The organism is Neisseria sp. MVDL19-042950 (assembly GCF_030504625.1).
Lineage (GTDB): Bacteria > Pseudomonadota > Gammaproteobacteria > Burkholderiales > Neisseriaceae > Neisseria.
This window is the reverse complement of the sequence record NZ_JAUKWH010000002.1, coordinates 306,061-331,261: the sequence shown is the minus strand read 5'-3', so window position 1 is coordinate 331,261 and position 25,201 is coordinate 306,061. Positions and strand designations below refer to the sequence as shown.

At 52.2% G+C, this 25,201-nt stretch carries 23 protein-coding genes; 9 read left to right on the top strand and 14 right to left on the bottom strand.

What is annotated here, in order from left to right:
* The 3 genes from Q0X97_RS03245 to Q0X97_RS03235 form a co-directional block, all read left to right on the top strand.
* Positions 1–422: DUF2345 domain-containing protein (locus Q0X97_RS03245; protein WP_302067665.1), on the top strand; the 422-nt coding region annotated here is incomplete at its 5' end.
* The gene (locus Q0X97_RS03240; RefSeq protein ID WP_302065528.1) at positions 415–1,218 is read left to right on the top strand and encodes a polymorphic toxin type 44 domain-containing protein; all 804 of its coding nucleotides are present in this window, start codon (positions 415–417) and stop codon (positions 1,216–1,218) included. The genes Q0X97_RS03245 and Q0X97_RS03240, both read left to right, overlap by 8 nt.
* Positions 1,215–1,772 (top strand): hypothetical protein, encoded by a 558-nt coding sequence (locus tag Q0X97_RS03235; protein WP_302065529.1) that lies wholly within the window; start codon positions 1,215–1,217, stop codon positions 1,770–1,772. Before Q0X97_RS03240 ends, Q0X97_RS03235 begins: the two co-directional genes overlap by 4 nt.
* A gap of 75 nt (positions 1,773–1,847) precedes the next feature.
* Here Q0X97_RS03235 and Q0X97_RS03230 read toward each other — a convergent pair whose 3' ends face one another.
* The gene (locus Q0X97_RS03230; protein ID WP_302065530.1) at positions 1,848–5,525 is read right to left on the bottom strand and encodes a nitrate reductase subunit alpha; all 3,678 of its coding nucleotides are present in this window, start codon (positions 5,523–5,525) and stop codon (positions 1,848–1,850) included.
* Between the two features lie 437 nt (positions 5,526–5,962).
* Between Q0X97_RS03230 and Q0X97_RS03225 the strand changes: the two genes are divergently transcribed.
* From Q0X97_RS03225 to ubiE, 4 genes are all read left to right on the top strand, one after another.
* Positions 5,963–6,391, top strand: a complete 429-nt coding sequence (locus Q0X97_RS03225) for a molybdopterin-binding protein (protein ID WP_302065531.1) — start codon at positions 5,963–5,965, stop codon at positions 6,389–6,391.
* Between the two features lie 180 nt (positions 6,392–6,571).
* On the top strand, positions 6,572–9,259 hold the full coding sequence (locus tag Q0X97_RS03220) for a M16 family metallopeptidase (RefSeq protein ID WP_302065532.1): 2,688 nt from the start codon (positions 6,572–6,574) through the stop codon (positions 9,257–9,259).
* Positions 9,260–9,403: 144 nt separating this feature from the next.
* Positions 9,404–9,826 (top strand): DUF971 domain-containing protein, encoded by a 423-nt coding sequence (locus tag Q0X97_RS03215; protein WP_302065533.1) that lies wholly within the window; start codon positions 9,404–9,406, stop codon positions 9,824–9,826.
* Between the two features lie 21 nt (positions 9,827–9,847).
* Positions 9,848–10,585 (top strand): bifunctional demethylmenaquinone methyltransferase/2-methoxy-6-polyprenyl-1,4-benzoquinol methylase UbiE, encoded by a 738-nt coding sequence (ubiE, locus tag Q0X97_RS03210; protein WP_302065534.1) that lies wholly within the window; start codon positions 9,848–9,850, stop codon positions 10,583–10,585.
* Positions 10,586–10,742: 157 nt separating this feature from the next.
* Here ubiE and uraH read toward each other — a convergent pair whose 3' ends face one another.
* From uraH to cysD, 5 genes are all read right to left on the bottom strand, one after another.
* Positions 10,743–11,153: a hydroxyisourate hydrolase gene (gene uraH / locus Q0X97_RS03205; protein ID WP_302065535.1), complete on the bottom strand. Its 411-nt coding sequence runs from the start codon at positions 11,151–11,153 to the stop codon at positions 10,743–10,745.
* Between the two features lie 189 nt (positions 11,154–11,342).
* Complete coding sequence (locus Q0X97_RS03200; protein WP_302065536.1) at positions 11,343–12,416, bottom strand: sulfate/molybdate ABC transporter ATP-binding protein; 1,074 nt, start codon at positions 12,414–12,416, stop codon at positions 11,343–11,345.
* Entirely contained in the window at positions 12,413–13,273 is an 861-nt protein-coding gene (gene cysW / locus Q0X97_RS03195) for a sulfate ABC transporter permease subunit CysW (RefSeq protein ID WP_107727218.1), read from the bottom strand. Before cysW ends, Q0X97_RS03200 begins: the two co-directional genes overlap by 4 nt.
* Before the next feature lie 100 nt (positions 13,274–13,373).
* Positions 13,374–14,210, bottom strand: coding sequence for a sulfate ABC transporter permease subunit CysT (cysT, locus tag Q0X97_RS03190; RefSeq protein WP_302065537.1), 837 nt, complete (start codon positions 14,208–14,210; stop codon positions 13,374–13,376).
* Between the two features lie 201 nt (positions 14,211–14,411).
* Complete coding sequence (gene cysD, locus Q0X97_RS03185; RefSeq protein WP_302065538.1) at positions 14,412–15,326, bottom strand: sulfate adenylyltransferase subunit CysD; 915 nt, start codon at positions 15,324–15,326, stop codon at positions 14,412–14,414.
* 251 nt (positions 15,327–15,577) lie between these two features.
* Between cysD and argB the strand changes: the two genes are divergently transcribed.
* Positions 15,578–16,486: an acetylglutamate kinase gene (argB, locus tag Q0X97_RS03180; protein WP_302065539.1), complete on the top strand. Its 909-nt coding sequence runs from the start codon at positions 15,578–15,580 to the stop codon at positions 16,484–16,486.
* Positions 16,487–16,632: 146 nt separating this feature from the next.
* Here argB and leuD read toward each other — a convergent pair whose 3' ends face one another.
* The 3 genes from leuD to leuC form a co-directional block, all read right to left on the bottom strand.
* Positions 16,633–17,274: a 3-isopropylmalate dehydratase small subunit gene (gene leuD, locus Q0X97_RS03175; RefSeq protein WP_302065540.1), complete on the bottom strand. Its 642-nt coding sequence runs from the start codon at positions 17,272–17,274 to the stop codon at positions 16,633–16,635.
* Positions 17,275–17,337: 63 nt separating this feature from the next.
* A complete protein-coding gene (locus tag Q0X97_RS03170) occupies positions 17,338–17,472 on the bottom strand; it encodes an entericidin A/B family lipoprotein (protein ID WP_302065541.1) in 135 nt (44 codons plus the stop codon).
* 133 nt (positions 17,473–17,605) lie between these two features.
* A complete protein-coding gene (leuC, locus tag Q0X97_RS03165) occupies positions 17,606–19,012 on the bottom strand; it encodes a 3-isopropylmalate dehydratase large subunit (RefSeq protein WP_302065766.1) in 1,407 nt (468 codons plus the stop codon).
* Positions 19,013–19,250: 238 nt separating this feature from the next.
* Here leuC and gshA point away from each other — a divergent pair, with 238 nt between their 5' ends.
* On the top strand, positions 19,251–20,606 hold the full coding sequence (gene gshA, locus Q0X97_RS03160) for a glutamate--cysteine ligase (protein ID WP_302065542.1): 1,356 nt from the start codon (positions 19,251–19,253) through the stop codon (positions 20,604–20,606).
* A gap of 148 nt (positions 20,607–20,754) precedes the next feature.
* Here gshA and Q0X97_RS03155 read toward each other — a convergent pair whose 3' ends face one another.
* The 5 genes from Q0X97_RS03155 to Q0X97_RS03135 form a co-directional block, all read right to left on the bottom strand.
* A complete protein-coding gene (locus tag Q0X97_RS03155) occupies positions 20,755–21,288 on the bottom strand; it encodes an NUDIX hydrolase (protein WP_302065543.1) in 534 nt (177 codons plus the stop codon).
* Between the two features lie 12 nt (positions 21,289–21,300).
* Entirely contained in the window at positions 21,301–22,590 is a 1,290-nt protein-coding gene (gene bioA, locus Q0X97_RS03150) for an adenosylmethionine--8-amino-7-oxononanoate transaminase (protein WP_302065544.1), read from the bottom strand.
* A 70-nt stretch (positions 22,591–22,660) separates the two neighbouring features.
* On the bottom strand, positions 22,661–23,344 hold the full coding sequence (gene radC / locus Q0X97_RS03145; protein ID WP_302065545.1) for a DNA repair protein RadC: 684 nt from the start codon (positions 23,342–23,344) through the stop codon (positions 22,661–22,663).
* Between the two features lie 123 nt (positions 23,345–23,467).
* Positions 23,468–23,776 (bottom strand): Grx4 family monothiol glutaredoxin, encoded by a 309-nt coding sequence (gene grxD / locus Q0X97_RS03140; protein WP_085389775.1) that lies wholly within the window; start codon positions 23,774–23,776, stop codon positions 23,468–23,470.
* 22 nt (positions 23,777–23,798) lie between these two features.
* The gene (locus Q0X97_RS03135) at positions 23,799–25,058 is read right to left on the bottom strand and encodes an RsmB/NOP family class I SAM-dependent RNA methyltransferase (protein WP_302065546.1); all 1,260 of its coding nucleotides are present in this window, start codon (positions 25,056–25,058) and stop codon (positions 23,799–23,801) included.
* Positions 25,059–25,201 lie beyond the last annotated feature (143 nt).

The window sequence follows — 25,201 nt, the reverse complement described above, 5'->3', positions numbered from 1 at the left end:
TCAATGCGCTGAAAGATGCCGTCTTAACCAGTAGTGCCGGCAAAGTAACCGTAGCGGCGAAAGAGGAAATCCTGCTCACCAGTGGCGGGGCGTATATCCGGATTAAGGACGGCGAGATTGAATTGGGATGCCCGAAGGTGGTGCGGGTGAAGGCGGCGGCTTGGGAGGTTACGGGGCCAAGTAGTATGGCCATTCCTGCAATACCATTTTTTAAAATGACAGGAAATTACAAATTACAATACCAACTAAAAAATGATGACGGTATGCCTTATGCTAATAAAAAATATACATTGATTTTGGCTGACTATCAAAAAATTGAAGGGGTTACAGATCAATATGGCATGACGCAAATTTTCTATAGCGAAACGGGGCGATCAGCAGAAATCCATTTGCATTTAGATGAAAGAACGAAAAATGGCTGAAATAGATAAGACGAAAACTACTAAAGGCAGATTTGTCAAAGGTGATAATTATTTGGTTGTGCAGAAAATTACTCAGCCATGTGAACACAAAATTGATGGAGCGGTTAAAGTTGCAGAATATATCGTCGACGAAATTAAACGTAACGTGAAAAGCAAACAGGCTGAACAGATACGTTATTACAATGATCATTCAGGTCGTATGAAAGAATGGCAGGCTTTACCTTGGTACAAACGTTTAGGACAGCCGCCGCAGCCTATGTTGGTCGAAGCTATGATTGCTTGGACTATGATGGTAAGACAAAATGGCCCTTGGGATCATAAACCAATTATTCGTAAAAAATTTAGTAATTTTGCAGTAAAAAATAGACCGTTAAGTAACAAACAAAATGCTGCTTTATCACAAAGTCATTATCATAAATATAAAAAACATGATTATTTTTATGATGTATGGTCCAATATACATTATGGTTATGTTGGAATGGCTTGTGGATTTAGTGCCAGTATTTTATTAGATGGTGCAGGCTTGGAACAAATAGGTACAAATATTTTATCAGGCAAAAATGTAGAGAGAACAGGCAAAGAACAAACAGATAAACTTCGTGATTATGATAATATTGCGGATAGAGAAACTATTACTCTTGGCGTTAATCTCTTTAAAGATTTTGGTATAAAAAATATTTCAAAATTAACAATGATGGACGTTTTGCAAAGGCTAGAAATGATTCCTTTTCTTGATGATGCAAGGGTAATCCATTTATGTTTTGACAAAAATAGCACAAGGTTCACTAAAGAATGATTAGTATTCTTTTTGTTATATTGATTTTAACATTAGTATCTGGGATATGGTTTTTTTTATTAAGATTGATCCATAAAATTGGAATATATAATTTTTGGAAAAAAAGTTTAATTATAATAGTTATTTTTTTAATGCAACTTTATATTTTTAATCAATATTTTATATATAAAGAAAAAAAAATGTTCCCAACAGTAATAACACTTAAAAAAGGTGGGGATGGCGAAACGATCATTACTGGCAGTAATGCCCCCCTATCAATACCCTTCTTGCATTATTGCCGACGCATAAATGTAAATATTGATTCTAATTTTGAAAACAAATGGAATAATGAAAAAACTATTATAATCAATAAATTAAAAAAATACTCTGATTATTTTGAATATAAAGACCCTAATAGAATTTTTTTTACAAAAGAATTTACTCCCAATTTATCCCCTTTTTTTGGTTACGATGAGGTATTTTCTTTTTATGAGATAAATATTAATGATAAAAAAGGTACAATGATATATTGTAATTATGATGATTTTAGAGAAATTCCTGAAGAGTGGTTATAAATGAATAAATTAATGCCTGCCTGAAAACTCCCTTTCAGACAGGCATTTTTTACATACCAAGCTTTTCAGACGGCCTCACCTTGCCGGTTCATCCATCCAATCCACTTTGTTCATCTTACGCACAATCACCCATTCGTCGCGGTTGGAACCTACCGTGCCGTAGTAGTTGAAACCGTAAGCAAGCTGGGCGTAGCCGCCGATCATGTGGGTGGGCTTCAGGATGGCGCGGGTAACGGAATTGTGGATGCCGCCGCGTTTTTGCGAAACCTCGCCTGCGGGTGTGTGGACGATTTTTTCCTGTGCGTGGTACATCAGGATCATGGTTTCGGGGATGCGTTGGCTTACCACGGCGCGGCAGGCGATGGTGCCGTTGGCGTTGAACACTTCCACCCAGTCGTTATCGACAATGCCGGCTTTCTTGGCATCAATTTCGGAAATCCACACGTGCGGACCGCCGCGGAACAGGGTGAGCATGCGCAGGTTTTCCGAATAGGTGCTGTGAATGCCCCATTTTTGGTGCGGCGTGAGGAAGTTAAGCGTAATTTCCTTGTTGCCGTTAGGATATTTGCCGAGCAGTTTTTTGGTGGTTTTGAAATCGACGGCGGGCTTGTACACGCACAAGTGTTCGCCGAAATCACGCATCCATTTGTGGTCTTGGTAGAACTGCTGGCGGCCGGTGATGGTGCGCCACGGAATCAGTTCGTGCACGTTGGTATAGCCGGCGTTGTAGCACACTTCTTCGCTTTCCACGCCCGACCAAATCGGTGAGGTTACGATTTTGCGCGGCTGGGCGACGATATCGCGGAAGCGGATGGTGGTGTGCTCGCTCGATTTAATCAGGTGCGAGTGATCACGGCCGGTGGCTTTGCTCAACGCTTCCCATGCTTTAACGGCAACGTGGCCGTTGGTTTCGGGCGCGAGGGTCAGCACCATTTCGCAGGCATCAATGGCGGTTTCGATTTTCGGCTGGCCTTTGCCTACGCCGGTTGCTTGTACGCCGTTGAGTTTGCGCAGGAATTCAACTTCGTGCTTGGTGTCCCAAGCCATGCCTTTGCCGTTGTTGTTGATTTTTTCCAGCAACGGGCCGACTGAAGTGAATTTTTCGTAAATCGCGCCGTAATCACGCTCGACGACGGTAATTGCGGGCATGGTTTTGCCGGGAATCGGGTCGCATTCGCCGTGTTTCCAGTCTTTCGGGTCAAACGGCTGGCCGAGTTCCTGCGGGCTGTCGTGCATCAGCGGAGTGAGCACGATGTCTTTGCGTACGCCGATGTAGTCTTTGGCCAACTCGCTGAATTTTTTAGCGAAACCTTTGTAAATCTCCCAGTCGGTTTTGCTTTGCCATAGCGGCTGCACGGCCTCGGTGAGCGGGTGGATAAACGGGTGCATATCCGAGGTGTTGAGGTCGTCTTTTTCGTACCATGTGGCGGTCGGCAATACGATGTCGCTGTACAAGCAGGTGGTGGACATGCGGAAATCGAGTACGGTCAGCAGGTCAAGTTTGCCTTCGGCGGCGGGTCGCACGGTAATTTCAGACGGCTTGATGCACTCTTCGTCGTTTTCGTCGCTCAACACGGCGTTTTGCGTGCCCAGCAGGTATTTCAGGAAATACTCATGGCCTTTGCCCGAAGAACCGAGCAGGTTTGAACGCCACACAAACAGGTTGCGCGGGAAGTTTTGCGGGTTGTCGGGGTCGTTACACGCCATATCCAGCGAACCGTCTTTCAGACGGCCTGCCACATATTGGGCGGCATCCACTCCGGCGGCAGCGGCTTGATCGGCAATATCCAAGGGGTTTGCGCCCAATTGCGGCGCGCTCGGCAGCCAGCCCATGCGTTCTGCTTTGGCGTTGTAGTCGATCATGGAAAGCGAACCCATGCTGCCGTCGGCATTGGCGGCCAGAATTTCATCTACATGCACTTTTTCATGCCGCCATTGGCTGGTATGGGCGTAGAAGAACGAAGTGCTGTTCATTTGGCGCGGCGGGCGGTGCCAGTCGGTAGCAAACGTCAACGGAATCCAGCCACTTTGCGGGCGCAGTTTTTCTTGGCCTACATAGTGGCACCAGCCGCCGCCGGATTTACCGATAGAGCCGCACATCATCAGCATATTGATAATGCCGCGATACGCCATATCCATGTGGTACCAGTGGTTCAAACCGGCACCGACAATCACCATACTGCGGCCTTCGGTGTCGTGGGCGTTTTGGGCGAACTCGCGAGCCACCTGAATCACCAGCTCCGGTTTCACGCCGGTGTGTTTTTCCTGCCATGCCGGCGTGTAGGGCTTGTCGTCGAAATAATCTTTGGCAACATTTTCGCAGCCCAAGCCGTTGTCCACGCCGTAGTTGGCCACCATCAGGTCAAACACAGTCGCTACCAACGCGGTTTCGCCGTTGGCCAGCGGAATGCGTTTGGCGGGCACTTTGCGGTAAATCATGTCGTCGCATTCGCCGCCGAAGTAGGTAAAGCCTACGTTCACCACTTCATCGGCGCGCTCTTTCAGCGACAGGGCGGCGCGGACTTCTTTATCTTGTGCACGGGTTTCCAAGTTCCATTTTTGACTGCCGTCCCAGCGGAAACCGATAGAGCCGTTGGGCAGGCAGAGGGCGTCTGAAAGCTCGTCCCATATCAGAGTTTTCCAATCGGCGTTTTTTTCTTCGCCGAATGCAGACAATTCGGACGCGCGCAGGAAGTATTTGGGTGCGTAGCCTTTGCTGTCGGCATCCAAGCACACCAACATCGGCATATCGGTTAGGCGGCGCACATAATCGGTGAAATAAGGAGAAGGGTTGTCGATGTGGAACTCTTTCAGAATCACATGACCCATCGCCATCGCCAAAGCCGCGTCGGTGCCTTGTTTCGGCGCAAGCCAAATATCGCCAAACTTCGCCATCTCGCCGAAGTCGGAAGACACGGCCACGGTTTTGGTGCCTTTGTAGCGTACTTCGGTGTAGAAGTGGGCATCGGGCGTGCGTGTCATCGGCACGTTGGAACCCCATACCATTAAGTAATTCGAGTTGTACCAGTCGGCAGACTCGGCCACGTCGGTTTGCTCGCCCCAAATTTGCGGGCTGGCCGGCGGCAAGTCGCAATACCAGTCGTAGAACGACATCGCCACGCCTCCGAGCAGGCTCAAATAGCGCACGCCTGCGGCATAGCTCACCATCGACATGGCGGGAATCGGCGAGAAGCCGATCACACGGTCGGGGCCGTAGTTTTTAACGGTGTAAGCATTGGCCGCCGCCACCATTTCATTGGCCTCGTCCCAAGACGCACGCACAAAGCCGCCCAAGCCGCGTTGGGTTTTATACGACTTAGCCCGGTTTTCATCTTCCACGATCCACGCCCAAGCCTCAACCGGCGACATGGTTTTGCGCGCTTCACGCCACATTTCCGCCAACACGCCGCGTATCATCGGGTATTTCACACGCTGTGCGGAATACACATACCAACTGTACGAAGCCCCGCGCGGACAGCCCCGCGGCTCATGGTTGGGCAAATCGGGGCGGGTGCGCGGATAGTCGGTCTGCTGGGTTTCCCAAGTAATCAGGCCGTTTTTCACATAAACTTTCCAACTGCACGAACCGGTACAGTTCACCCCGTGGGTGGAGCGCACCACTTTATCGTGCTGCCAGCGGCTGCGGTAGGCATCTTCCCATTTGCGGTCTTCTTCGGTGAGCACACCGTGCCCGTCGGCAAAGGGTTCGTGTTTTTGGCTGAAAAATTTCAGGCGGTCTAAAAAGTGGCTCATGGAGTGTCCCTCACTTGTGCTTTATGGTGCTAAAGCTGTTTTTAAAACCTTTTTCGGATACCTGACAATATAAAACAGCCGTATGTCAAAAAATATGCTTCCAAAGAGGCTTATCACAAAGCATTAGAACAAGGGAAGAATTGCCCGAAAGAGCAGGATGCGTAATTCTTTAGAATAGGTAGTATAGTTCTTTATAATTAGTTCTTGTCGTATAGCGGCAGGCTTAAAAATCTTTTAAGGGCGGGTACAATCCCAGTTTTCATGCAGAGGCCGTCTGAAATCATGGTTGCAGACGGTTTAGATAAGCCTGTGGGAATGAATAAGGCAAAATATAAATATGCAAAATAACCTTGTACGATTGATTCGGCAGGTTTTACAATCGTTTTAACCATCGGCTTCAGCTTCTGAAATTTATTTATCCGGAAAAGGAATACTTCATGAAAACCAGCGCACGCAACCAATTGGCAGGTACCGTAAAACGCATCAAACAAGGTGCCGTAAACAACGAAGTCATTATCAATCTGCCGAGCGGACACGAATTAACCGCCATCATCACTTGCGAAAGCTGCGAAAATCTGGCACTTAAAGAAGGCAGCCCGGTTGTTGCGCTAATCAAATCGACCGGCATCATCATTGCGACTGATCTGGAGCACATCAAACTCTCAGCCCGCAACCAATTAAACGGCATCATCAGCAATGTTGAACGCGGAGCGGTAAACTCGGTTGTTACGATTGATTTGGGTAATGACGTTTCCATTACCGCAGGCATTACTATGCAAAGCACCGAACAACTCGATTTGCATCCCGGCCAACGTGCTACGGCCTTGTTTAAAGCCAGCAGCGTGATTTTGGGCGTGTTGGCTTAAATCACAGCCATCCGGCAGATTACCGGTTTGAATGCAAGTAAGGCAGGCCGTCTGAAAATCTTGTTTCAGACGGCCTCATCCGATTTAAAGTCTGCAAAAATGGCAGGATAAACGGTATTCAGAACGGATAAAACAAGGCATAATGCCGTTTAATAAAAATAACGGCTTCCACATTACACCATGTTATTTATCCGCCTGATTCTGATGATGTCGGTTGTCTCCGCCGCAATGTTTGTGCGTGCGGGGGAAATTGCCCACATGCAAGGCAAGCTCGCCAACGGTTTGGCGTATCACATTTTTCACGTTCCTTCGGCTGATAAAAGGTTGGTATTGCGTTTGCAGGTCAATGTCGGCGCGGCGGACGAAAACGCAGGGGAAGAGGGGCTGGCGCATATTGTCGAGCACATGGTTTTTCAGAGCGCCCCCGATTTCCCCGCAGGTTTATCTGACGCACTCAACAAGCAAGGCTGGCAGCTCGGCCGGCATTACAACGCCCAAACCGGTTATCATTTCACCCGTTACCTGCTCACTCCCCCACAAGGGAAAAAACAGCTTGGCAACGCTCTGGCCGTTTACCGTCAAATACTGTCTCCGCGCAGTTTCTCTCCGGCAGACTGGGCAAAAGAAAAACAGGTTATCCTGAGCGAATGGCGGCAGCAGCAAACGCTTGAAGGCCGTCTGAAAAGGCAGGAACACGCTTTGTTATACAGCGGTTCGCGGCAAGCGCGTTATGCGCCGATCGGCGGTAAAACGGCCATTGAAAATGCCCGAGTCGATGCTATCGATGCCTTCCGGCAAAAATGGTATGGCAGCAACAATGCCGTACTGGTGGTGATGGGCGATATTGATCCCGCACAAACCGCAGCCGCCATAGAAACCTCATTAGGCCGTCTGAAACCGATTCCGCTGCCGGAGCGCCGCCCCGAGGAATACGAGCCCGCCTTGAAAACCGGCTGGCATACCGGATATGTGCGCGACAAAGACAATACCGAGAGCAAAATCGCTTTGATTTTCCGTTTCGATAACGCTTTGTCTCAAAGCAATAATACCGAAGGATACTACCAGCAGCTGCTGGACAACTTTGCCGCATACATCATCCATCGGCGCATCGAACAATCAGGACAGCCGGTGTCGTTGAAATCCGGCAATATCGGTAAAAAAACCGGTTCGCTCGGCTTTTATATGGATGTCGCCCCGAACCGGCATGCAGCCGCAACCGATAATCTGCGCGAGTTGCAGCAACACATTTTGCAGCAGCCTGCTGCCGACGAAGAAGTCGCAGCCTACCGCAAAGTATTGCACGGCAATATGAAACCGACCGGTTTGGCGGACAATCTCGATCAAACCGTTCTTCTTGTCGATAATATTCTGCTGAACGACAAACCGCTGCCCACCGGAGAAAATCGTAAGACCGAGCGCGGCCAGCTCTACCGCATCAATACCGCCGCCGTAAACAAACGCATCGGCGAATGGCTGAGTGCAGACGATAAACTGTTGATTATCCAAGCGCCGAACTCGGAAAAGCCCGTGCCGCCGAAAATCAATCCTTTACCCGCAGGCAAAGCGAAAGCGGCAACGCAACCTGTTGCTGACAAACCGTTTTTTACCGTTCACAAGGGGCAGGGCAGAATCGTTTCCGAGGGGTACGACAGCGATAATAAAGTAAGCTATCTCCAGTTTGAAAACGGAGATAAAGCCGTGTTACTGCAACATCCTTCGGCAAACGGCAAGCTCTATTTCAAAGCCGTCAGCGAAACGGGTTATCTGCACAGCGGCGTGAACGCATGGCAGGCGCAATTGGCGGCAAAAATTATTGCGAACTCTGCTCCCGCAGGCTTTACAGCCACGCAACTCAAGCAATGGCAGCAACAGCAGGGCATAAAATTTGCTTACCAATTAAGCGGTGACAAACAAATTACCGATGCGCAAGTGCCGCAAGCCGGCTTTGAAAAGCTGCTGCAACTTTACCGCAGCCGCCAAACTGCGCCGACAACCGACAACTGGCAGGAAACTTTGGAAGCCGAAGCCGTAAAACTGCCTATTTATCTGCAATCCGTTCCCGGCAGGCAAGAATTGGAGCTGGAGCAGCTTCGCTTCGGCGTTCCGGAAAGCCGGCCGGCAAACGGTGATGAAATCCGCGCACTCGGCCGCGGCGAACTGCTGAACCGATGGCAAAACCTCGCTTCTTCTCCGGTGAACTACTATATCGTCAGCGACATGCCGTCTGAAAAAATCAAAACGCTGCTGGCGCAATATTTGGCGGACATTCCGCGCCGCACGGCCGTTCATACCGCGCCTGCGTTGCAAGAAGGTTCGACCTTGCGCCGCGCACCGATTAACGATACCGACGGCACCGACATCAACGCGTGGTCGTGGCAGGCATTTTACGATTGGACGCCGGATACTTCCGAGCAGATTCCGCTGCTGGTCAACCTTGCCAATGCCCGTTTGAAAGACGAATTGCGCAGCCGCCGCCAAAGCGCATACGGCGTAAAATTCAGCGCCATGCCGCAGCCTTCCCATAACAGGGTGGAAAGCAATTTGTTTTTCAGCACCACGCCCGAACAGGCCGCCGAAGCATGGCAGGCCGCCCGGCAGGTTTTAACGAGGCTGCCTGAAAACATCAGCAAAAGCGAAGCATACAATTTACAGCGGCTGTTTATCGAACAGGAAGCCAAACGCCGCCAAAACCCCGAAGTTTGGCTGGAACGGCTGGCCGCCAGCCACAGGCATTACGGAGATGCCCGTTATCTCAGCCGTTTGCCCGAACTGCACCGCACGATTATCCAAACCCGATTGCGGCAAACCGCCAAACTTTTATGGTCGGAGCAAAACGCAAGGGCGCTTTTGATTGATCCGCAAAAATAACCGCGGCTGCTTTCAAACGGCCCTACGGCAACATGAAAAAGGCCGTCTGAAACATTTTTTCAGACGGCCTTTCAAGCTGTTAAAATACCGTTCCGAGCCGGAGGGTGCCTGCGCACATTACCGGCCAAGCAAAAAGGCATTGCCATGAAATATAAAATTCCCCGTGAAATCCGCCTGCAAAGCAGCCGTACCGCCTTGACTTTGGTATACGACGATCTTTCCCGAAGCCTGCCCGCCGAGTTTTTGCGCGTTTATTCGCCTAGCGCGGAGGTGCGCGGCCACGCGCCCGGCCAAGAAGTATTACAAACCGGCAAGGCGGACGTAACCATTACGGGCTTGGAACCGGTAGGGCAATATGCCCTCAAAATCGTTTTTTCAGACGGCCACGACAGCGGGCTTTACGATTGGGATTACCTGTATCAACTCGTCCGCGGATACGATACAATGTGGGCGGATTATTTATGCAGAATCGAAGCCGCAGGCGCATCGCGTATTCCCGCGGCTGACGATGCCGACGCACAGAGGGCAGGGCGTTCGTGCGGTTCGGGCGGTTGCGGAAAACATTAAAGATTACATGGAAAGCAAAGTATGAGCGACAACAAAACCCATTTCGGCTATCAAACCGTCGATGAAAGCGAAAAAGCAGGCAAAGTGGCCGAAGTTTTTCATTCCGTAGCCAAAAACTACGACATCATGAACGACGTTATGTCGGGCGGCCTGCATCGGGTGTGGAAACATTTCACCATCAACACCGCACGCTTGCGCAAAGGCGACAAGGTGCTCGATATTGCCGGCGGCACGGGCGATTTGTCGCGCGGCTGGGCGAAACGTGTGGGCAAAGAGGGCGAAGTATGGCTTACCGATATCAACTCATCCATGCTCACGGTAGGCCGCGACCGCTTGCTGAACGAAGGATTGATTCTGCCCGTATCGCTGGCCGATGCCGAAAAACTGCCGTTTCCGGACAATTATTTCAATCTTGTTTCCGTTGCCTTCGGTTTGCGCAACATGACGCACAAAGATGCCGCCTTAAAAGAAATGCACCGCGTATTGAAACCCGGCGGGACATTGTTGGTGTTGGAATTTTCAAAAGTATTCAAACCGTTGGCTCCGGCTTATGATTTATATTCATTCAAACTGCTGCCGCTGATGGGCAAGATGATCGCCAAAGATGCCGACAGCTACCAATATCTCGCCGAATCCATCCGCATGCATCCGGATCAGGAAACTTTGAAGCAAATGATGTTGGATGCTGGTTTCGACAGCGTCGAATATCACAACATGACCGCCGGTGTCGTGGCGTTGCACAAAGGTGTGAAGTTTTAAAAAATTTCGGGTAAAGGCCGTCTGAAAGATTTTTAAAGCGGTATTCTCGAACGCACCGACCGATATGAAACCGCACCTTATAAAGCAGGTTTGAATACCCTGCTTTATAAGGTGCGGTTATTTTACGGCCAAGACCTTTCTACATTCCATCCGGCGGTTAGTTGCCGCGGTATGTGGAATAACCGAACGGCGACAGGGTAATCGGCACATGGTAATGGTTGTTGTCTTTCAACTCGAAAGAAACTTCGACAAACGGGTAGAAATTGTCGACTTTATCTTTGGCAAAATATTCTTTGGTTTTGAATTTAAGTTTATAGATACCTTTATTGTCGGTACCGGGTTTTAACGGCAAAAAGTTTTTGATCCGGCCGTTGCCGTCGGTTTTGTTTTCGGCAATTTCACGCCATTGGCCGTTGGCTCCCAATTTATAGAGTTCCACGCTGACATGCGGCGCGGGTTTGCCTTTGTTGATATCCAAAATATGGGTGCTCAATTGATAGTTGTCGGCGGCGAATGCTGAAGATACCAAGCCGGTCAAACCGATAAAAAGCATGGTTTTAAATTTCATAGCTCACTTCCTTGTTGAGTAAAAAATACATAAAATCAAATTCGTATGATGAATTTCTTCAACGTAAATCATTGAGGTGAATCCGACTGCAAGCCGTTTTTCAGACGGCCTCTCCGGGTAAAAAACATTCCGTTTGCCTAGAGTGTCGGAAAAATAATCTTACAACATTTCCCCTCGGCACTTAAATGCCTAAATCGAAAAATCAATCAGTTCATTTTGAGAAAATACGTAAATTTGTTTCGGCACCAGCGCGATATTCTGTCCGACCGCCAGCCCGAGGCGGACGGCGTCGCTGTCGGCAAAGGTGATGTGTATGTCGCGGCTGTTTTCCGCTACGGTCAGATGGGTGAGCGCGCCGGCGGAGCGGATGGTGTGGATGCGGCCGTTGAGCATCGGCGTTTCGTCGGCAGCGGCAACCGTCCATTCGTGCGGGCGCACGTAGGCGGTGGCGGTTTGTTCCTGCCATGCGCCGGAAAGGTCGAGAGGCCGTCTGAAGCCGTTGTAGTGCCATTCGCCTTTTTCGATGCTGCCTTCGAAGGCGTCGGTTTCGCCGAGAAATTCGGTTACGAAGGCGTTTTCGGGCTGGCGGTAGAGGCTTTCCGCGGTGCCGGTCTGCTCGATTCGGCCGTGGTTCATCACGACGATTTCGTCTGATACTTCAAGGGCTTCTTCTTGGTCGTGGGTAACGAGGATGCTGGTTACGCCGAGTTCGTGATGGATGTCGCGCAGCCATTTGCGCAGCTCTTTGCGTACTTTGGCGTCGAGTGCGCCGAAGGGTTCGTCGAGCAGCAGCAGCTTGGGTTCGACGGCTAATGCGCGGGCGAGGGCGATGCGTTGGCGTTGGCCGCCTGAAAGTTGGTGTGGGTAGGCTTTGGCCAGATGCGAAAGCTGCACGAGTTGCAGTAATTCTTCCACTTTGGCGCGGATGCGCTCTTTGCTCGGGCGTTCGGATTTGGGCAATACGGTGAGGCCGAAGGCGATGTTGTCGAACACGTTCATGTGGCGGAACAGGGCGTAGTGCTGGAATACGAAGCCGACTTTGCGCTCGCGCACATGCTTGCGGGTAACGTCTTGACCGTCAAACAGAATGCTGCCGCCGTCGGCGTTTTCCAAGCCGGCGATGATGCGCAGCAGGGTGGTTTTGCCGCAGCCGGACGGGCCGAGCAGTGATACGAGTTTGCCGGTGGGCACGTTGAGGTTGATGTTTTTGAGGGCGTGGAATGAGCCGAAGTGTTTGTTGAGTTTTTGAATGGTGATGCTCATGCGGCGTTCCTTTCGGCGGCGGCGAGTTTGCGTTCTTGAATGCGGGTAATGATGTTTTGCAGGGCGAGGGTGGCCAGTGCGAGCAGGGCCAACACGCCGGAGAGGGCGAATGCGCCGGTGAAGTTGTATTCGTTGTAGAAAATTTCCACCAGCAGCGGAATGGTGTTGGTTTCGCCGCGGATGTGCCCCGAAACCACGCTCACCGCGCCGAATTCGCCCATCGCGCGGGCGTTGGTGAGGATGATGCCGTAGAGCAGTGCCCATTTGATGTTGGGCAGGGTTACGCGCCAAAACATCTGCCAGCCGTTTGCGCCGAGAATGAGGGCGGCCTGTTCTTCGCTGTCGCCCTGTGCCTGCATCAGCGGAATCAGTTCGCGGGCGACAAACGGAAAGGTAACGAACAGCGTGGCGAGAATAATGCCGGGAATGGCGAAAATAATCTGAATGCCTTGCGCTTCGAGCCAGCCGCCGAATGCGGTGTGCGCGCCGAACAGCAGCACAAACATCAAACCGGCCACCACGGGCGACACGGAAAACGGCAAATCGAGCAGGGTGGTGAGTAACTGCTTGCCGCGGAAGTCGAAGCGGGTGAGCAGCCAAGCCATCGCCACGCCCAGCACGGCATTTACCGGCACCACCACCGCAGCGGTAATCAGCGTGAGCTTGATGGCAGACCACGCTTCGGGGTCGGTAATGGATTGCAGATACAGATTCCATCCGCCTTTCAGGGCTTCGTAAAACACGGCGGCCAGCGGCACCACCAGCATCAGCAGCAGAAACGCCAGCGCAACGGCAATCAGCGTCAGCCGCAGCCAGCGCGGTTCGGTAAGGTTGGGATTGGGTGGATTGGTTTTCATGGTTTTTTAGGTTTGGTCTTTTTTTATCGGTTTACTTTTAGAGGCCGTCTGAAAGCGAGCCGTGCGGGTTTCGCTAAAACTTTTCAGACGGCCTCAACTCTCAAACTTTCGCGCCCGCCCGTTTGCTCAAAGCCCATTGGCCGATGTTCAGCAAAAACAAAATCACAAACGAAATCATCAGCATAAACAAAGCCACGGCCGATGCGCCCTGCACGTCGAACTGCTCCAGCTTGCCGGTAATCACCAGCGGCAGAATTTCGGAAACCATCGGGATATTGCCCGCGATAAAAATCACCGAGCCGTATTCGCCCGTTGCCCGCGCAAACATCATGCCCGCGCCGGTGATCAGGGCGGGGGCGATTTCGGGCAGCAGCACGCGGCGGAAGGTGGTGAAGCGGTTTGCGCCCAAAGTGGCCGCCGCTTCTTCGTATTCGCCCGATAATTCTTCCAACACCGGCTGCACCGCCCGCACGATAAACGGCAGGCTCACCACCACCAGCGCAATCCAAATGCCGATGGGTGTGAACGCGATTTTGATGCCCAGCGGTTCAAACCACCGCCCCATCCAGCCGTTGGGCGCATACAGCGTGGCCAGCGCAATGCCGGTTACTGCCGTCGGCAGCGCAAACGGCAAATCCACCAGTGCATTGGCGATGCTTTTGCCGGGAAATTCATAGCGCACCAGCACCCACGCCACCAAAGTGCCGAACACGATATTGGTAAGCATGGCATAGAACGACATCCGCAACGTGAGCCACACCGCCGCCAATACGTTCGGCTCGGAAATGGTCTGCCAAAACGCCGTCCAGCCGATTTCGCCCGCTTTTACCGCCATCATGGTAAACGGCAGCACCACCAAGAGCGACAGGCACAACACCGTAAGGCCGAGGCTGATTTTGAAGCCGGGTAAAACGCTGGGGGTTTTCAGTAATAACATGGCAGAGGCTCTTAAAATTCGTTGTATGCAACTGTATAGAGGCCGTTTGAAAAAGGGAAAGAATGGTTGGTTTTAATTAAAGATAATTTTGTTATAAAAGAAGAAAAGGCCGTCTGAAAAGTTTTAGCGAAGCTCGTAAAGCTCGCTTTCAGACGGCCTTTTTGAACGGCACGGAAGCGCCGGAGATAACGGCGGGCTTGCTTAAAAATATCCTGCTTTTTTGCGCTCTTCCATGGCCGCTTCGGAAACGCGGTCGTCCATGCGGGTGGCGCTGCGTTCGGAAAGCGTGGCGGCGGCGGTTTCGGCGATGATGTCTTCCGGTGTGGCGGCGGTGCTGGCTACGGGGCAGGTGCAGGAAATGTCGCCGACGGTACGGAAGCGCACGCTACGCACTTGCGCGGTTTCGCCGTCGCGCTTGGGTGTGAGCGGGGTAACGGGCACGAGCAGGCCGCTGCGTTCTACCACTTCGCGTTCGTGGGCGTAGTAAATCGGCGGCAGGGCGAGGTTTTCGCGGGCGATGTATTGCCAGATGTCGAGTTCTGTCCAGTTGGAAATGGGGAACACGCGCATGTTTTCGCCGGGGAAGAGGCGGGTGTTGTAGAGGCTCCAGAGTTCGGGGCGTTGATTTTTCGGGTCCCATTGGCCGAATTCGTCGCGGAAGGAAAAAATGCGCTCTTTGGCGCGGGCTTTTTCTTCGTCGCGCCGTGCGCCGCCCATCAGCGCGTCGAAACCTTGTTCTTCAATGGTTTCGACGAGGGTAACGGCTTGGGCGGCGTTGCGCGAGTCGTTTTCGCGGCGCAAAACCACCGTGCCGCGTTTAATGGAATCTTCCACGCTGCCTACCACCAACTCCACGCCGGTGCGGGCGACGGTTTGGTCGCGGAACGCAATCACTTCGGGGTAGTTGTGGCCGGTGTCGACGTGCAGCAGTTTGAACGGCAGCTTGAGCGGCCGGCCTTCGATTTGGAAGGCTTTTACGGCCAGTGCGAGCAGCACCACGGAATCTTTGCCGCCGGAAAACAGCAGCGCGGGGTTTTTCGCTTCGGCAATCACTTCGCGGATGATGTAGACGGATTCGGCTTCAAGCCAGTTGAGGTGGTGGTTTTGGATAGACATGATGTGTTCTTTTCAGATGGCCTCGATGCGCTTTACTTTAATGAGGCCGTCTGAAAAAGGGAAAGAATGGTTGGTTTTAATTTAAGATGATTTTGTTATAAAAGGCCGTCTGAAAGCCGCATCGGTGTGAAAAGCGGTGTTCAGACGGCCTGTTCGATTGTATTTGGCCAACCGATGTTTTAACATGAGCCCGATGTTTTCATATAAACCGTTTTAACGAATATCGAAACTTTTCGGAATACAGAGGAACCATGAGCGATACCAAACATATTTCACCGGCCCAAAAAGCGGAAATCTTATCGGAGGCACTGCCTTATATCCGCCGTTTTTCCGGCAAAACCATCGTGATCAAATACGGCGGCAACGCCATGACCGAACCGTATTTGAAAGAATGTTTCGTCAAAGACGTTGCCTTGCTGAAATTGTGCGGGCTCAATCCGGTGATTGTGCACGGCGGCGGGCCGCAGATTAACGAGATGCTGAACAAGGTCGGCAAGCAGGGCGAATTCGTGCAGGGAATGCGCGTTACCGACGGCGAAACGATGGATATCGTCGAAATGGTATTGGGCGGCCATGTGAACAAAGAAATCGTGTCGCTGCTCAACCTTTATGGCGGCAAGGCGGTAGGCATCACCGGACGCGACGGCCATTTCATCAAAGCCAGAAAACTGCTTGTCGATACGCCCGAACGCAGCGGAGTCGACATCGGGCAGGTGGGCGAAGTGGAAAGCATCGATTGCACGCTGATTAAAGATATTATCGAGCACGGGCATATTCCCGTAATCGCCCCTATCGGCGTGGGCAGGCAAGGCGAGGCGTTCAATATTAATGCGGACTTGGTGGCGGGAAAACTGGCGGAAGGCTTGCATGCCGAAAAACTGCTGCTGCTTACCAATATCGCCGGCGTGATGGACGAAAACGGCGAGTTGATGCCGTGCTTAACCCTGAAGCGTATTAACGAATTGATTGCCAACGGCACGCTGCACGGCGGCATGCTGCCGAAAATCAGTTCGGCTCTGGAGGCTGCGCGAAACGGCGTGAAGGCCGTGCATATCATCGACGGCAGATTGCCCAATGCGCTGCTGTTGGAAATTTTCACCGACAAAGGTATCGGCTCGATGATTTTGGCCGAAGACGATGCGGACTGTATGCCGGATTGAAGCCGCGGCCTGCCAAACATCTAATTTGATGGCCGTACCGCCTGAACGTCGGCGTACGGCGGCCATAAAAAAACGCACCCCGAAAGTGGTTGGAAATCCGACTTTCGGGGTGCGGTTTTATTTTTCAGACGGCCTGACACGTTTAATCAGGCATTAAACAACCACGGCTGCGCTTGTTTGCGCTTGGCTTCAAATGCTTTGATTTCATCGGCGTGTTGCAGGGTCAAACCGATTTCGTCCAAGCCGTTGAGCAGGCAGTGTTTGCGGTGTTCGGTGATGTCAAAGCCGAAAGATTCGCCGCTTGGCGTGGTAACGGTTTGTTTTTCCAAATCAATCGAGAGTTTGTAGCCTTCGTTGGCCTCGGTTTCCTTAAATAGTTTGTCCACGGTTTCTTCGCTCAACACAATCGGCAGCAAACCGTTTTTATAGCAGTTGTTGAAGAAAATATCGGCGAAAGAAGGGGCGATAACGGCTCGGAAACCGTAGTCGTCCAAAGCCCACGGAGCATGCTCGCGCGATGAGCCGCAGCCGAAGTTTTTGCGGGTCAGCAGAATTTGCGCGCCTTGGTAGCGGGGCCGGTTGAGTGAAAAATCAGGGTTGATAGGGCGTTTGCTGTTGTCCATACCCGGTTCGCCGTGGTCGAGATAACGCCATTCGTCGAAACAGTTGGGGCCGAACCCCGAGCGTTTGATGGATTTTAAGAATTGTTTGGGAATAATCGCGTCGGTATCCACATTGGAGCGGTCGAGCGGGGCAACCAGTGCGGTGATTTGTGTAAATGCTTTCATTGTATGTACTTTCGGGGCGGTTTAAAAACGCCCCCGATAGCGTGCGGGGGCGTGCTTCACTATTTAGTGTGCGTGGCGGTCTGCACTTTGTTCCAGTTTGTCGCCGGCTTTTGATACGTCTTTACCGAAGCCTGATACGGTGTTGCAGGCTGAAAGCAAAGTCAGGGCAGTTAAAGCGGCCAATACGATTTTTTTCATAGTTAAGCTCCTTAGTATTTTTGAAAGTACAGACAATGTTTATTGCTGTGCTTTCTATAATGCCAAAATTCTTTTTAAAAAACAATTTGAAAGGGCATGCCGTCTGAAAAATTTTCAGACGGCATGCTTATCTTTACAGATTGCGAACATCGGTAAAGTGTCCGGTCACCGCAGCAGCAGCCGCCATAGCAGGGCTCACCAAATGAGTGCGCCCGCCGTTGCCTTGGCGGCCTTCAAAATTGCGGTTAGAGGTGGAAGCGCAGCGTTCCTGCGGCTCCAAGCGGTCGGCATTCATGGCCAAACACATCGAGCAGCCCGGTTCGCGCCATTCGAAACCTGCTTCGGTAAAGATTTTGTCCAAACCTTCTTTTTCGGCTTGTTCTTTAACCAAACCCGAGCCGGGCACCACCAAAACGCGCTTCACGTTATCCGCTTTTAAGCGGCCTTTGGCTACGGCGGCGGCTTCGCGCAAATCTTCGATGCGGCTGTTGGTGCAGGAGCCGATAAACACCACATCTACCGGAATTTTGTTCAGCGGCGTGTCGGCGGTTAAGCCCATGTATTCGAGGGCGCGCTCCATGCCGCTGCGTTTCACGGGGTCGGATTCTTGCGCCGGATTCGGCACTTTGCCGTTGATGTCCAACACCATTTCGGGCGAAGTACCCCACGTTACTTGCGGTTCGATATCGGCGGCATCAAACTCGAATACATTGTCGAATGGTGCGCCTTCGTCGGAAACCAACGTTTTCCAGTAGGCAACGGCTTGCTCCCATGCTTCGCCTTTGGGAGCGAAAGGTTTGTTTTTTACATATTCTATGGTGGTGTCGTCCACCGCCACGATGCCCGAACGCGCGCCGGCTTCAATCGCCATATTGCACAAGGTCATGCGGCCTTCCATGCTGAGCGAGCGGATGGCTTCGCCGCCGAATTCGATTGCATAGCCCGTGCCGCCCGCGGTGCCGATTCGGCCGATGATGTATAAGGCTACGTCTTTGGCGGTTACACCCGGTTTCAGACGGCCGTTGACCTTAATCAGCATGGATTTGGACTTTTTGGCGGTAATACATTGGGTAGCCATCACATGCTCGACTTCGGAAGTACCGATACCGTGTGCCAATGCGCCGAATGCGCCGTGGGTGGAAGTGTGCGAATCGCCGCAAACCACGGTCATGCCGGGCAGGGTGGCACCTTGTTCCGGCCCCATCACGTGTACGATGCCTTGGCCTTTGTCTTTGAACGGAAAATAAGCCAGCGCGCCGAATTCTTTGATATTGCCGTCTAAAGTGTCGACTTGCAGCTTGGAAATCGGGTCTTGGATGCCTTTGTCCCAGTTGTCGGTGGGCGTGTTGTGGTCGGCGGTGGAAACCACGCTGTCGACGCGCCACAGTTTGCGTCCGGCCATTTTCAAGCCTTCAAAGGCTTGTGGGCTGGTTACTTCGTGAACCAGATGGCGGTCGATATAGAGTAAAACCGTACCGTCTTCTTCTTGGCGGACGATATGGCTGTTCCAGAGTTTGTCGTAGAGGGTTTGCGGATTCATCATTGTACTTTTGTTTAAGGAGGTTAAATGGTTCGAGTGCTGCCATATTATGGTGTTCGGACGGCAATTGCAATCTTTTTTGTCTAATTTTTTTGTTCTCAAATTGTTTTCGAATTAATTTTATATATTTTTAGACAAATTGTCTTATTTTGTTGAGGCCGTCTGAAAAACTTGTCGCAAACCATCAAAAAATCTATCATGTTTCCGTTTTTCAACTCTATTAATGGAAGCCCTAACCATGAGCCTGCCCGTTATTTCCGCCGAATACGCCCGCCAATTGCAAGATTTTGAATACAAAATCTTAACCAATCAGCCCAAAATCGAAGCGTGGTTCCGTTCTCAGTGGGGAAAACACAAACCGCCGTTTTACGGTTCGGTCGATATCCGCAACAGCGGCTATAAAATGGCTTCCATCGATATGAACCTGTTTCCCGGCGGCTTCAACAATCTGAATCCCAATTTTATTCCGCTGGCCGCCGTAGCCGCCCAAGATGCGGTAGAGCGCGCCTGTAAAGAAGCCAAATCGGTATTAATCGTGCCGGAAAACCATACCCGCAACACTTTTTACCTGCAAAACGTTTATGCACTCAGCAGCATTTTGCGTTCGGCGGGTTTTGAAGTGCGTTTGGGCAGTTTGAATCCCGACATCGCCGAACCGACCGAATTTGAAACCGCTTTGGGCGATAAAATCTTGCTGGAGCCGTTGCTGCGTACCCGTGAGCGCGTGCATCTGGCCGACGGGTTTTCACCCTGCGTGGTGTTGTTGAACAATGATCTTTCCGGGGGCGTGCCCGAAATTCTGAAAGGGCTGAACCAAACCGTGTTGCCGCCGTTGCACGGAGGCTGGACAACCCGCCGGAAAACCACCCATTTCGGCGCATATAACCAAGTGGCGGCCGAGTTCGCCGAGTTGATCGGCATCGACGAATGGCAGATCAATCCTTATTTCGAACAAATCAGCGGTTTGGATTTTCAAGAACGCGAAGGCGAAGATGCTCTGGCCGATGCCGTGGAGCGGATGTTGGCGAAGATTCAGGCGAAATACGATGAAAAAGGCATTACCGACAAACCGTTTGTGATTGTAAAAGCCGATGCGGGCACTTACGGCATGGGTGTGATGAGTGTGAAATCCGCCGATGAAGTGCGCAGCCTGAACCGCAAAAGCCGCAATAAAATGGCCAAAGTCAAAGAAGGTTTGGAAGTCAGCGAAGTGATTGTGCAAGAAGGCATTTACACCTACGAAACCTTAAACGGTGCCGTAGCCGAACCCGTGGTTTACATGATGGACAGGTTTGTTATCGGCGGCTTTTACCGTGTGCACGAAGGGCGGGGAGCCGACGAAAACCTGAACGCTTCGGGCATGTTATTCGTGCCGCTCGAGCAGAGCATTCCGTCGGTTCACAGCAGCGGCAATGCCGATCCGGTTTTGCTGGCAACATGCAAACGCGTATTCGAGCAATGGCAAAATTTAGGCGTGCCGCATGTGGACATCGACAACCCCGACAACGAACCCAACCGCTTGTATGTTTACGGCGTGATGGCGCGTTTGTCGTTATTGGCGGCTTCGCTAGAGTTGGAGCAAACCGCTGCTTGATGCGGGTAGGGCCGCCGCAGCCGGATATTTCCAAGCATTATCCGGCCGTTGCTACATGATGCCCGCTTGTTATCCGCTGTTACCGATATAAAACAATCAGGCCGTCTGAAAATTTTTTCAGACAGCCTGATTGTTTTAAAGCAGATAGTTAGCTGTTCAGCAGCCAATATTGCAAACCGGCCAAGGTCTTGCCGTCTGAAACTTGGTTGTTTTTCAACGCCGCTTTCACTTCTTCGCGGCTCATCAGCACGGTTTCGGTAAATTCGTCTTCATCGTTCTGCAGCGTGCTGCCCTCGCGCACGCCTTCGGCTTGGTAGAGATACATCAATTCGTCGCAGAAACCGGGCGCGGTGTAGAAAGTGTGCAACAGTTTGACACTGTCGGCTATGTAGGGCGTTTCTTCGGCCAGTTCGCGCAGGGCGCAGACGGCGGGGTCTTCGCCGGCATCGAGTTTGCCTGCGGGCAGTTCCAGCAGGGCTTGGTCGCAGGCGTAGCGCCATTGGCGTACCAGCACCACTTCGTCATTGTCGGTTACGGCCAGCACGCAGGCGGCACCGGGGTGGCGGATGACCACGCGCATGCTTTCGTTGCCGTTGGGCAGGCGGATGGTGTCGCGGGTGATGTTGATGAACGTGCCTTGGAAAATCGGCTCGGAACTGAGTCGGGTTTCTTTCAAATCCATGATGATTCCTTGTTATTGAAACAATTCTGTTTTTTGAACGGCCGCGCCTACGGCATCGGTAAGCCGTTGCAATTCGTGCGGGCGGATGATGTAAGGCGGCATCAGGTAAACCAGCTTGCCGAACGGCCGAATCCACACGCCTTGCTGCACGAAAAACTGCTGCATGGCAGCCATGTTGACGGGGCGGCGGGTTTCGACCACCCCGACGGCGCCGATGATGCGCACGTCGGCCACGTTTTCATAGGCGGCAAGCAGCGTTAAGGCCGTCTGAAAATGTGCTTCGATGGCGGCGACTTGCGCCTGCCATTCGTTGCGTTTGAGTATCTGCATGTTAGCTTCGGCCACGGCGCAGGCCAGCGGGTTGCCCATAAAAGTGGGGCCGTGCATGAATACGCCCGCTTCGCCGCCGCATACGGTTTCGGCGACATGGCGGGTGGCGGAGGTGGCGGAAAGCGTCATCATGCCGCCGGTGAGGGCTTTGCCGATACACATGATATCGGGTTGGATGGCAGCGTGTTCACAGGCAAACAGCTTGCCCGTGCGCCCGAAGCCGGTGGCGATTTCGTCCAGAATCAATAAGATGCCGTATTCGTCGCACAAGGTGCGCACCTGCCGCAAATATTCGGGATGATACACGCGCATACCGCCCGCGCCTTGCACCATTGGTTCGAGAATCACGGCGGCAATATCGTTGTGATGTTGCGATAAGGCCGTCTGAAAAGCGGCGATATCGCTTGGCCGCCATTCTCCGTCGAAGCGGCTTTGCGGGGCGGGCACGAAAATGTGCTCGGGCAGGAAACGGCGGTAAAGATTATGCATAGAATTCACGGGGTCGCACACGCTCATGGCACCGAAGGTGTCGCCGTGATAACCGCGTTCGATAGTGAGAAATTTGCTGCGCGCTTCGCCCCGTGCATGCCAGTATTGCAAAGCCATTTTCAAGGAAACTTCCACCGCCACCGAGCCGGAATCGGCCAGAAAAATACAGTCGAGATTTTCGGGCAGCATGGTTTTCAGGCTTTGGCACAGGCGGACGGCGGGTTCGTGGGTAATGCCGCCGAACATGATGTGCGGCATGGTGTCGAGCTGCTTGTGGGCGGCGGCAAGCACTTCGGGATGATTGTAGCCGTGTTGCGCGCACCACCACGACGACATGCCGTCCACCAGCTTGCGGCCGTCTGAAAGCTCTATGTACACGCCTTCGGTGCGGGCGGCGGGATAGACGGGCAGCGGATCGATCACCGAGGTGTAAGGGTGCCAGATATGGCGGCGGTCGAAGTCTAAATCGGCGGAAGAAAGCATGAAGGTAAGAGGCCGTCTGAAAAAAGAATGGCGGAATTATAACGCTTTTCAGACGGCCTTGAATGTGTCTCTACACCGCGCGCATCAAGCCGCGCTCCTGCAAAGACGTTACTTGGCGGGCGGTTACGATGAAATGGTCTAAAAGTGTGATATCCACCAAATCCAAAGCCTGCGCCAGTTTGTGCGTGAAGGCAATGTCGGCATCGGAAGGCTCGGGCGAACCGCCGGGGTGGTTGTGGGCAATGATGATACTGCTGGCGTATTCGTCGAGCGCGAGTTTGACGATTTCGCGGGTGTAAACGGTGTTTTCCGCCACCGTACCGCGCGCCAATTCGTGCATGGCAATCAACTGGTTTTGCCGGTTCAGCAGCAGCGCAAGGCTCACTTCCACACGTTGGTGTGCCAGATGCAGACGCAGAAAATCGGCAACCTCGCGCGGATTATTCAACACGGCGGTTTCTCGCAACTCTTCGCCCAATATCCGCCGCCCGATTTCGCGCACCACGGCAAACTGCGTATAGCTCGCCAGCCCCATGCCTTTGTGCGCCGACAATTCTTTCATCTCCGCACTCATCAGCCGCCCCAAGCTGCCGAACTCGTTGAGCAGATGGCGCGCCAAATCCACCGCACTCATGCCGCGCGTACCCACCCGCAGCAATACCGCCAGCAGTTCGGCATCGCTCAACGCACCCGCACCGCGCTCCAACAGCTTTTCGCGCGGGCGTTCGCCTTCCGGCCATTGTTTGATACTCATGTAAGGTTTTCCCGTTTTATTATGAAATAATCATAACATTGATAGTTTTAAAAGAGAACGATAAAAAGAGGCCGTCTGAAATTTCTTTTTCAGACGGCCTCTTTATGAAAGGTTACTGCCGAATCAAACTTTCAACGCTTCTTGCAGTTCGCCGGCTTCGTACATTTCCATCATGATGTCGGAACCGCCCAAGAATTCGCCGTTAACATACAGTTGGGGAATGGTCGGCCAGTTGCTGTATTCTTTGATGCCTTGGCGTACGGCATCGTTTTCCAAAACATTTACAGTAACGAAGTCTTCGCAACCGGCAGCCTGCAACAATTGCACGGCGCGCGAAGAAAAACCGCATTGCGGAAACTGCTTGGTGCCTTTCATAAACAGCACGACGCGGTGGGTGGTAACAACTTCTTTGATTTGCTCTTGAATGCTCATGTGGGTTCCTGTGAATAAATGGTCAATTTTTGCGTTCCAACACGGCGGCGAAAAAGCCGTCGGTTTGATGCTTGGCCGAATCCAGCCGTAAGTATACGCCTGTATCGAGCGGAATTTTATAGCTACTTAGCAGCGCGGCGCAATCGACGGCGTGCCAATCGGGATGGTTGTCTAAAAAACGCTGCACCTGCATTTCGTTTTCTTCGGGCAGAATGCTGCAAGTGGCGTAAACCAAGCGGCCTTTTTCATGAACCAGCTTGGCCGCTTCGGCCAAAATGGATGCCTGCTGCTGTTGCAAGGAGGCAAGGGTTTCGGGCGATTGGCGGTATTTCAGATCGGGATTGCGGCGCAACGTGCCCAAACCGGAGCAGGGCGCGTCTACCAGCACACGGTCGGCTTTGCCGTAAAGTCTGCCGATGCGCGGGTCGGTCTCGCCGCCGATACGTTCGGGATGGATGTTGGTCAATCCGGCACGAACCATGCGCGGTTTAAGATTGGCGAGGCGCTTTTCGGCGATATCGAAAGCATAAATGCGGCCTTTGTTGGCCATCATTGCGCCGACGGCCAAAGTTTTACCGCCCGCTCCAGCGCAGAAATCCACTACGATTTCACCGCGTTTCGCACCGAGCAGCAAAGCCAAAAGCTGGCTGCCTTCGTCTTGCACTTCCAGAGTGCCGTCGAGAAAGCGCGGGTGTTTGTTGAGGGCTATTTTTTCTTTGAAGCGGATGCCCCACGGCGAATACGGTGTAGCTTCCGCATCAAGCTGTTCCGCCTGCAATTCGGCCAGCACTTTATCGCGCTTGTTTTTTAAGGTGTTGACCCGGGCATCCAGCGGCGCGGGTTGGTTGACGCTGCGTCCGAAGGCGAGGATGTCGGCTTCGCCGTAATGTTTTTGCAGCGTGCCGATCAACCAATCGGGCAGTTCGGAAGCGGTATCGAGGCCGTCTGAAAACTCGGTTTTACGGGCTTTTAAATTGCTTAAAAACTCGGTTTCTTCTTCGTCGAGCCAATCTTTAATGCTGTTGATATTCACGCTGCGGCCGAGCACCAGTGCGGCCAAAGCCGCTTTGCGCGGTTGCGCGTGGGGGCGGCGCAGGGCGGCGGAAATTTTTTGAAAATGGCGCAGGGCGGCAAAGGCCGTTTCGGCGATTTCGTAGCGGTCTTGCCGGCCTAATTTTTTATATTCGCGAAAATAGGTGGAAAGCACGGCATCGGCGGGTTGCTTGAAAGTGAGCATATCGGCCAATACGGTGGCGGTGTGTTCGAGTTGGATCGGGGTCATGGTCGGTTGTCTGATACGGTAACGGCGGAGATTATACGCGATAATGTGATGGCGGTATGCAGAGCTGCTGTGCGCTTCCGCCGTCTGAAACAATTATGGCGGCGTATTCGTAGCGCCTGTTTGCATGATAGTGGGAATTTTTT

What these genes read in the sequence shown, in the direction of transcription:
- Q0X97_RS03240 (WP_302065528.1), top strand. Translation starts at nt 415, where the DNA reads ATGGCTGAAATAGATAAGACGAAAACTACTAAAGGCAGATTTGTCAAA.
- Q0X97_RS03235 (WP_302065529.1), top strand. Translation starts at nt 1,215, where the DNA reads ATGATTAGTATTCTTTTTGTTATATTGATTTTAACATTAGTATCTGGG.
- Q0X97_RS03230 (WP_302065530.1), bottom strand. Translation starts at nt 5,525, where the DNA reads ATGAGCCACTTTTTAGACCGCCTGAAATTTTTCAGCCAAAAACACGAA.
- Q0X97_RS03225 (WP_302065531.1), top strand. Translation starts at nt 5,963, where the DNA reads ATGAAAACCAGCGCACGCAACCAATTGGCAGGTACCGTAAAACGCATC.
- Q0X97_RS03220 (WP_302065532.1), top strand. Translation starts at nt 6,572, where the DNA reads ATGTTATTTATCCGCCTGATTCTGATGATGTCGGTTGTCTCCGCCGCA.
- Q0X97_RS03215 (WP_302065533.1), top strand. Translation starts at nt 9,404, where the DNA reads ATGAAATATAAAATTCCCCGTGAAATCCGCCTGCAAAGCAGCCGTACC.
- ubiE (WP_302065534.1), top strand. Translation starts at nt 9,848, where the DNA reads ATGAGCGACAACAAAACCCATTTCGGCTATCAAACCGTCGATGAAAGC.
- uraH (WP_302065535.1), bottom strand. Translation starts at nt 11,153, where the DNA reads ATGAAATTTAAAACCATGCTTTTTATCGGTTTGACCGGCTTGGTATCT.
- Q0X97_RS03200 (WP_302065536.1), bottom strand. Translation starts at nt 12,416, where the DNA reads ATGAGCATCACCATTCAAAAACTCAACAAACACTTCGGCTCATTCCAC.
- cysW (WP_107727218.1), bottom strand. Translation starts at nt 13,273, where the DNA reads ATGAAAACCAATCCACCCAATCCCAACCTTACCGAACCGCGCTGGCTG.
- cysT (WP_302065537.1), bottom strand. Translation starts at nt 14,210, where the DNA reads ATGTTATTACTGAAAACCCCCAGCGTTTTACCCGGCTTCAAAATCAGC.
- cysD (WP_302065538.1), bottom strand. Translation starts at nt 15,326, where the DNA reads ATGTCTATCCAAAACCACCACCTCAACTGGCTTGAAGCCGAATCCGTC.
- argB (WP_302065539.1), top strand. Translation starts at nt 15,578, where the DNA reads ATGAGCGATACCAAACATATTTCACCGGCCCAAAAAGCGGAAATCTTA.
- leuD (WP_302065540.1), bottom strand. Translation starts at nt 17,274, where the DNA reads ATGAAAGCATTTACACAAATCACCGCACTGGTTGCCCCGCTCGACCGC.
- Q0X97_RS03170 (WP_302065541.1), bottom strand. Translation starts at nt 17,472, where the DNA reads ATGAAAAAAATCGTATTGGCCGCTTTAACTGCCCTGACTTTGCTTTCA.
- leuC (WP_302065766.1), bottom strand. Translation starts at nt 19,012, where the DNA reads ATGAATCCGCAAACCCTCTACGACAAACTCTGGAACAGCCATATCGTC.
- gshA (WP_302065542.1), top strand. Translation starts at nt 19,251, where the DNA reads ATGAGCCTGCCCGTTATTTCCGCCGAATACGCCCGCCAATTGCAAGAT.
- Q0X97_RS03155 (WP_302065543.1), bottom strand. Translation starts at nt 21,288, where the DNA reads ATGGATTTGAAAGAAACCCGACTCAGTTCCGAGCCGATTTTCCAAGGC.
- bioA (WP_302065544.1), bottom strand. Translation starts at nt 22,590, where the DNA reads ATGCTTTCTTCCGCCGATTTAGACTTCGACCGCCGCCATATCTGGCAC.
- radC (WP_302065545.1), bottom strand. Translation starts at nt 23,344, where the DNA reads ATGAGTATCAAACAATGGCCGGAAGGCGAACGCCCGCGCGAAAAGCTG.
- grxD (WP_085389775.1), bottom strand. Translation starts at nt 23,776, where the DNA reads ATGAGCATTCAAGAGCAAATCAAAGAAGTTGTTACCACCCACCGCGTC.
- Q0X97_RS03135 (WP_302065546.1), bottom strand. Translation starts at nt 25,058, where the DNA reads ATGACCCCGATCCAACTCGAACACACCGCCACCGTATTGGCCGATATG.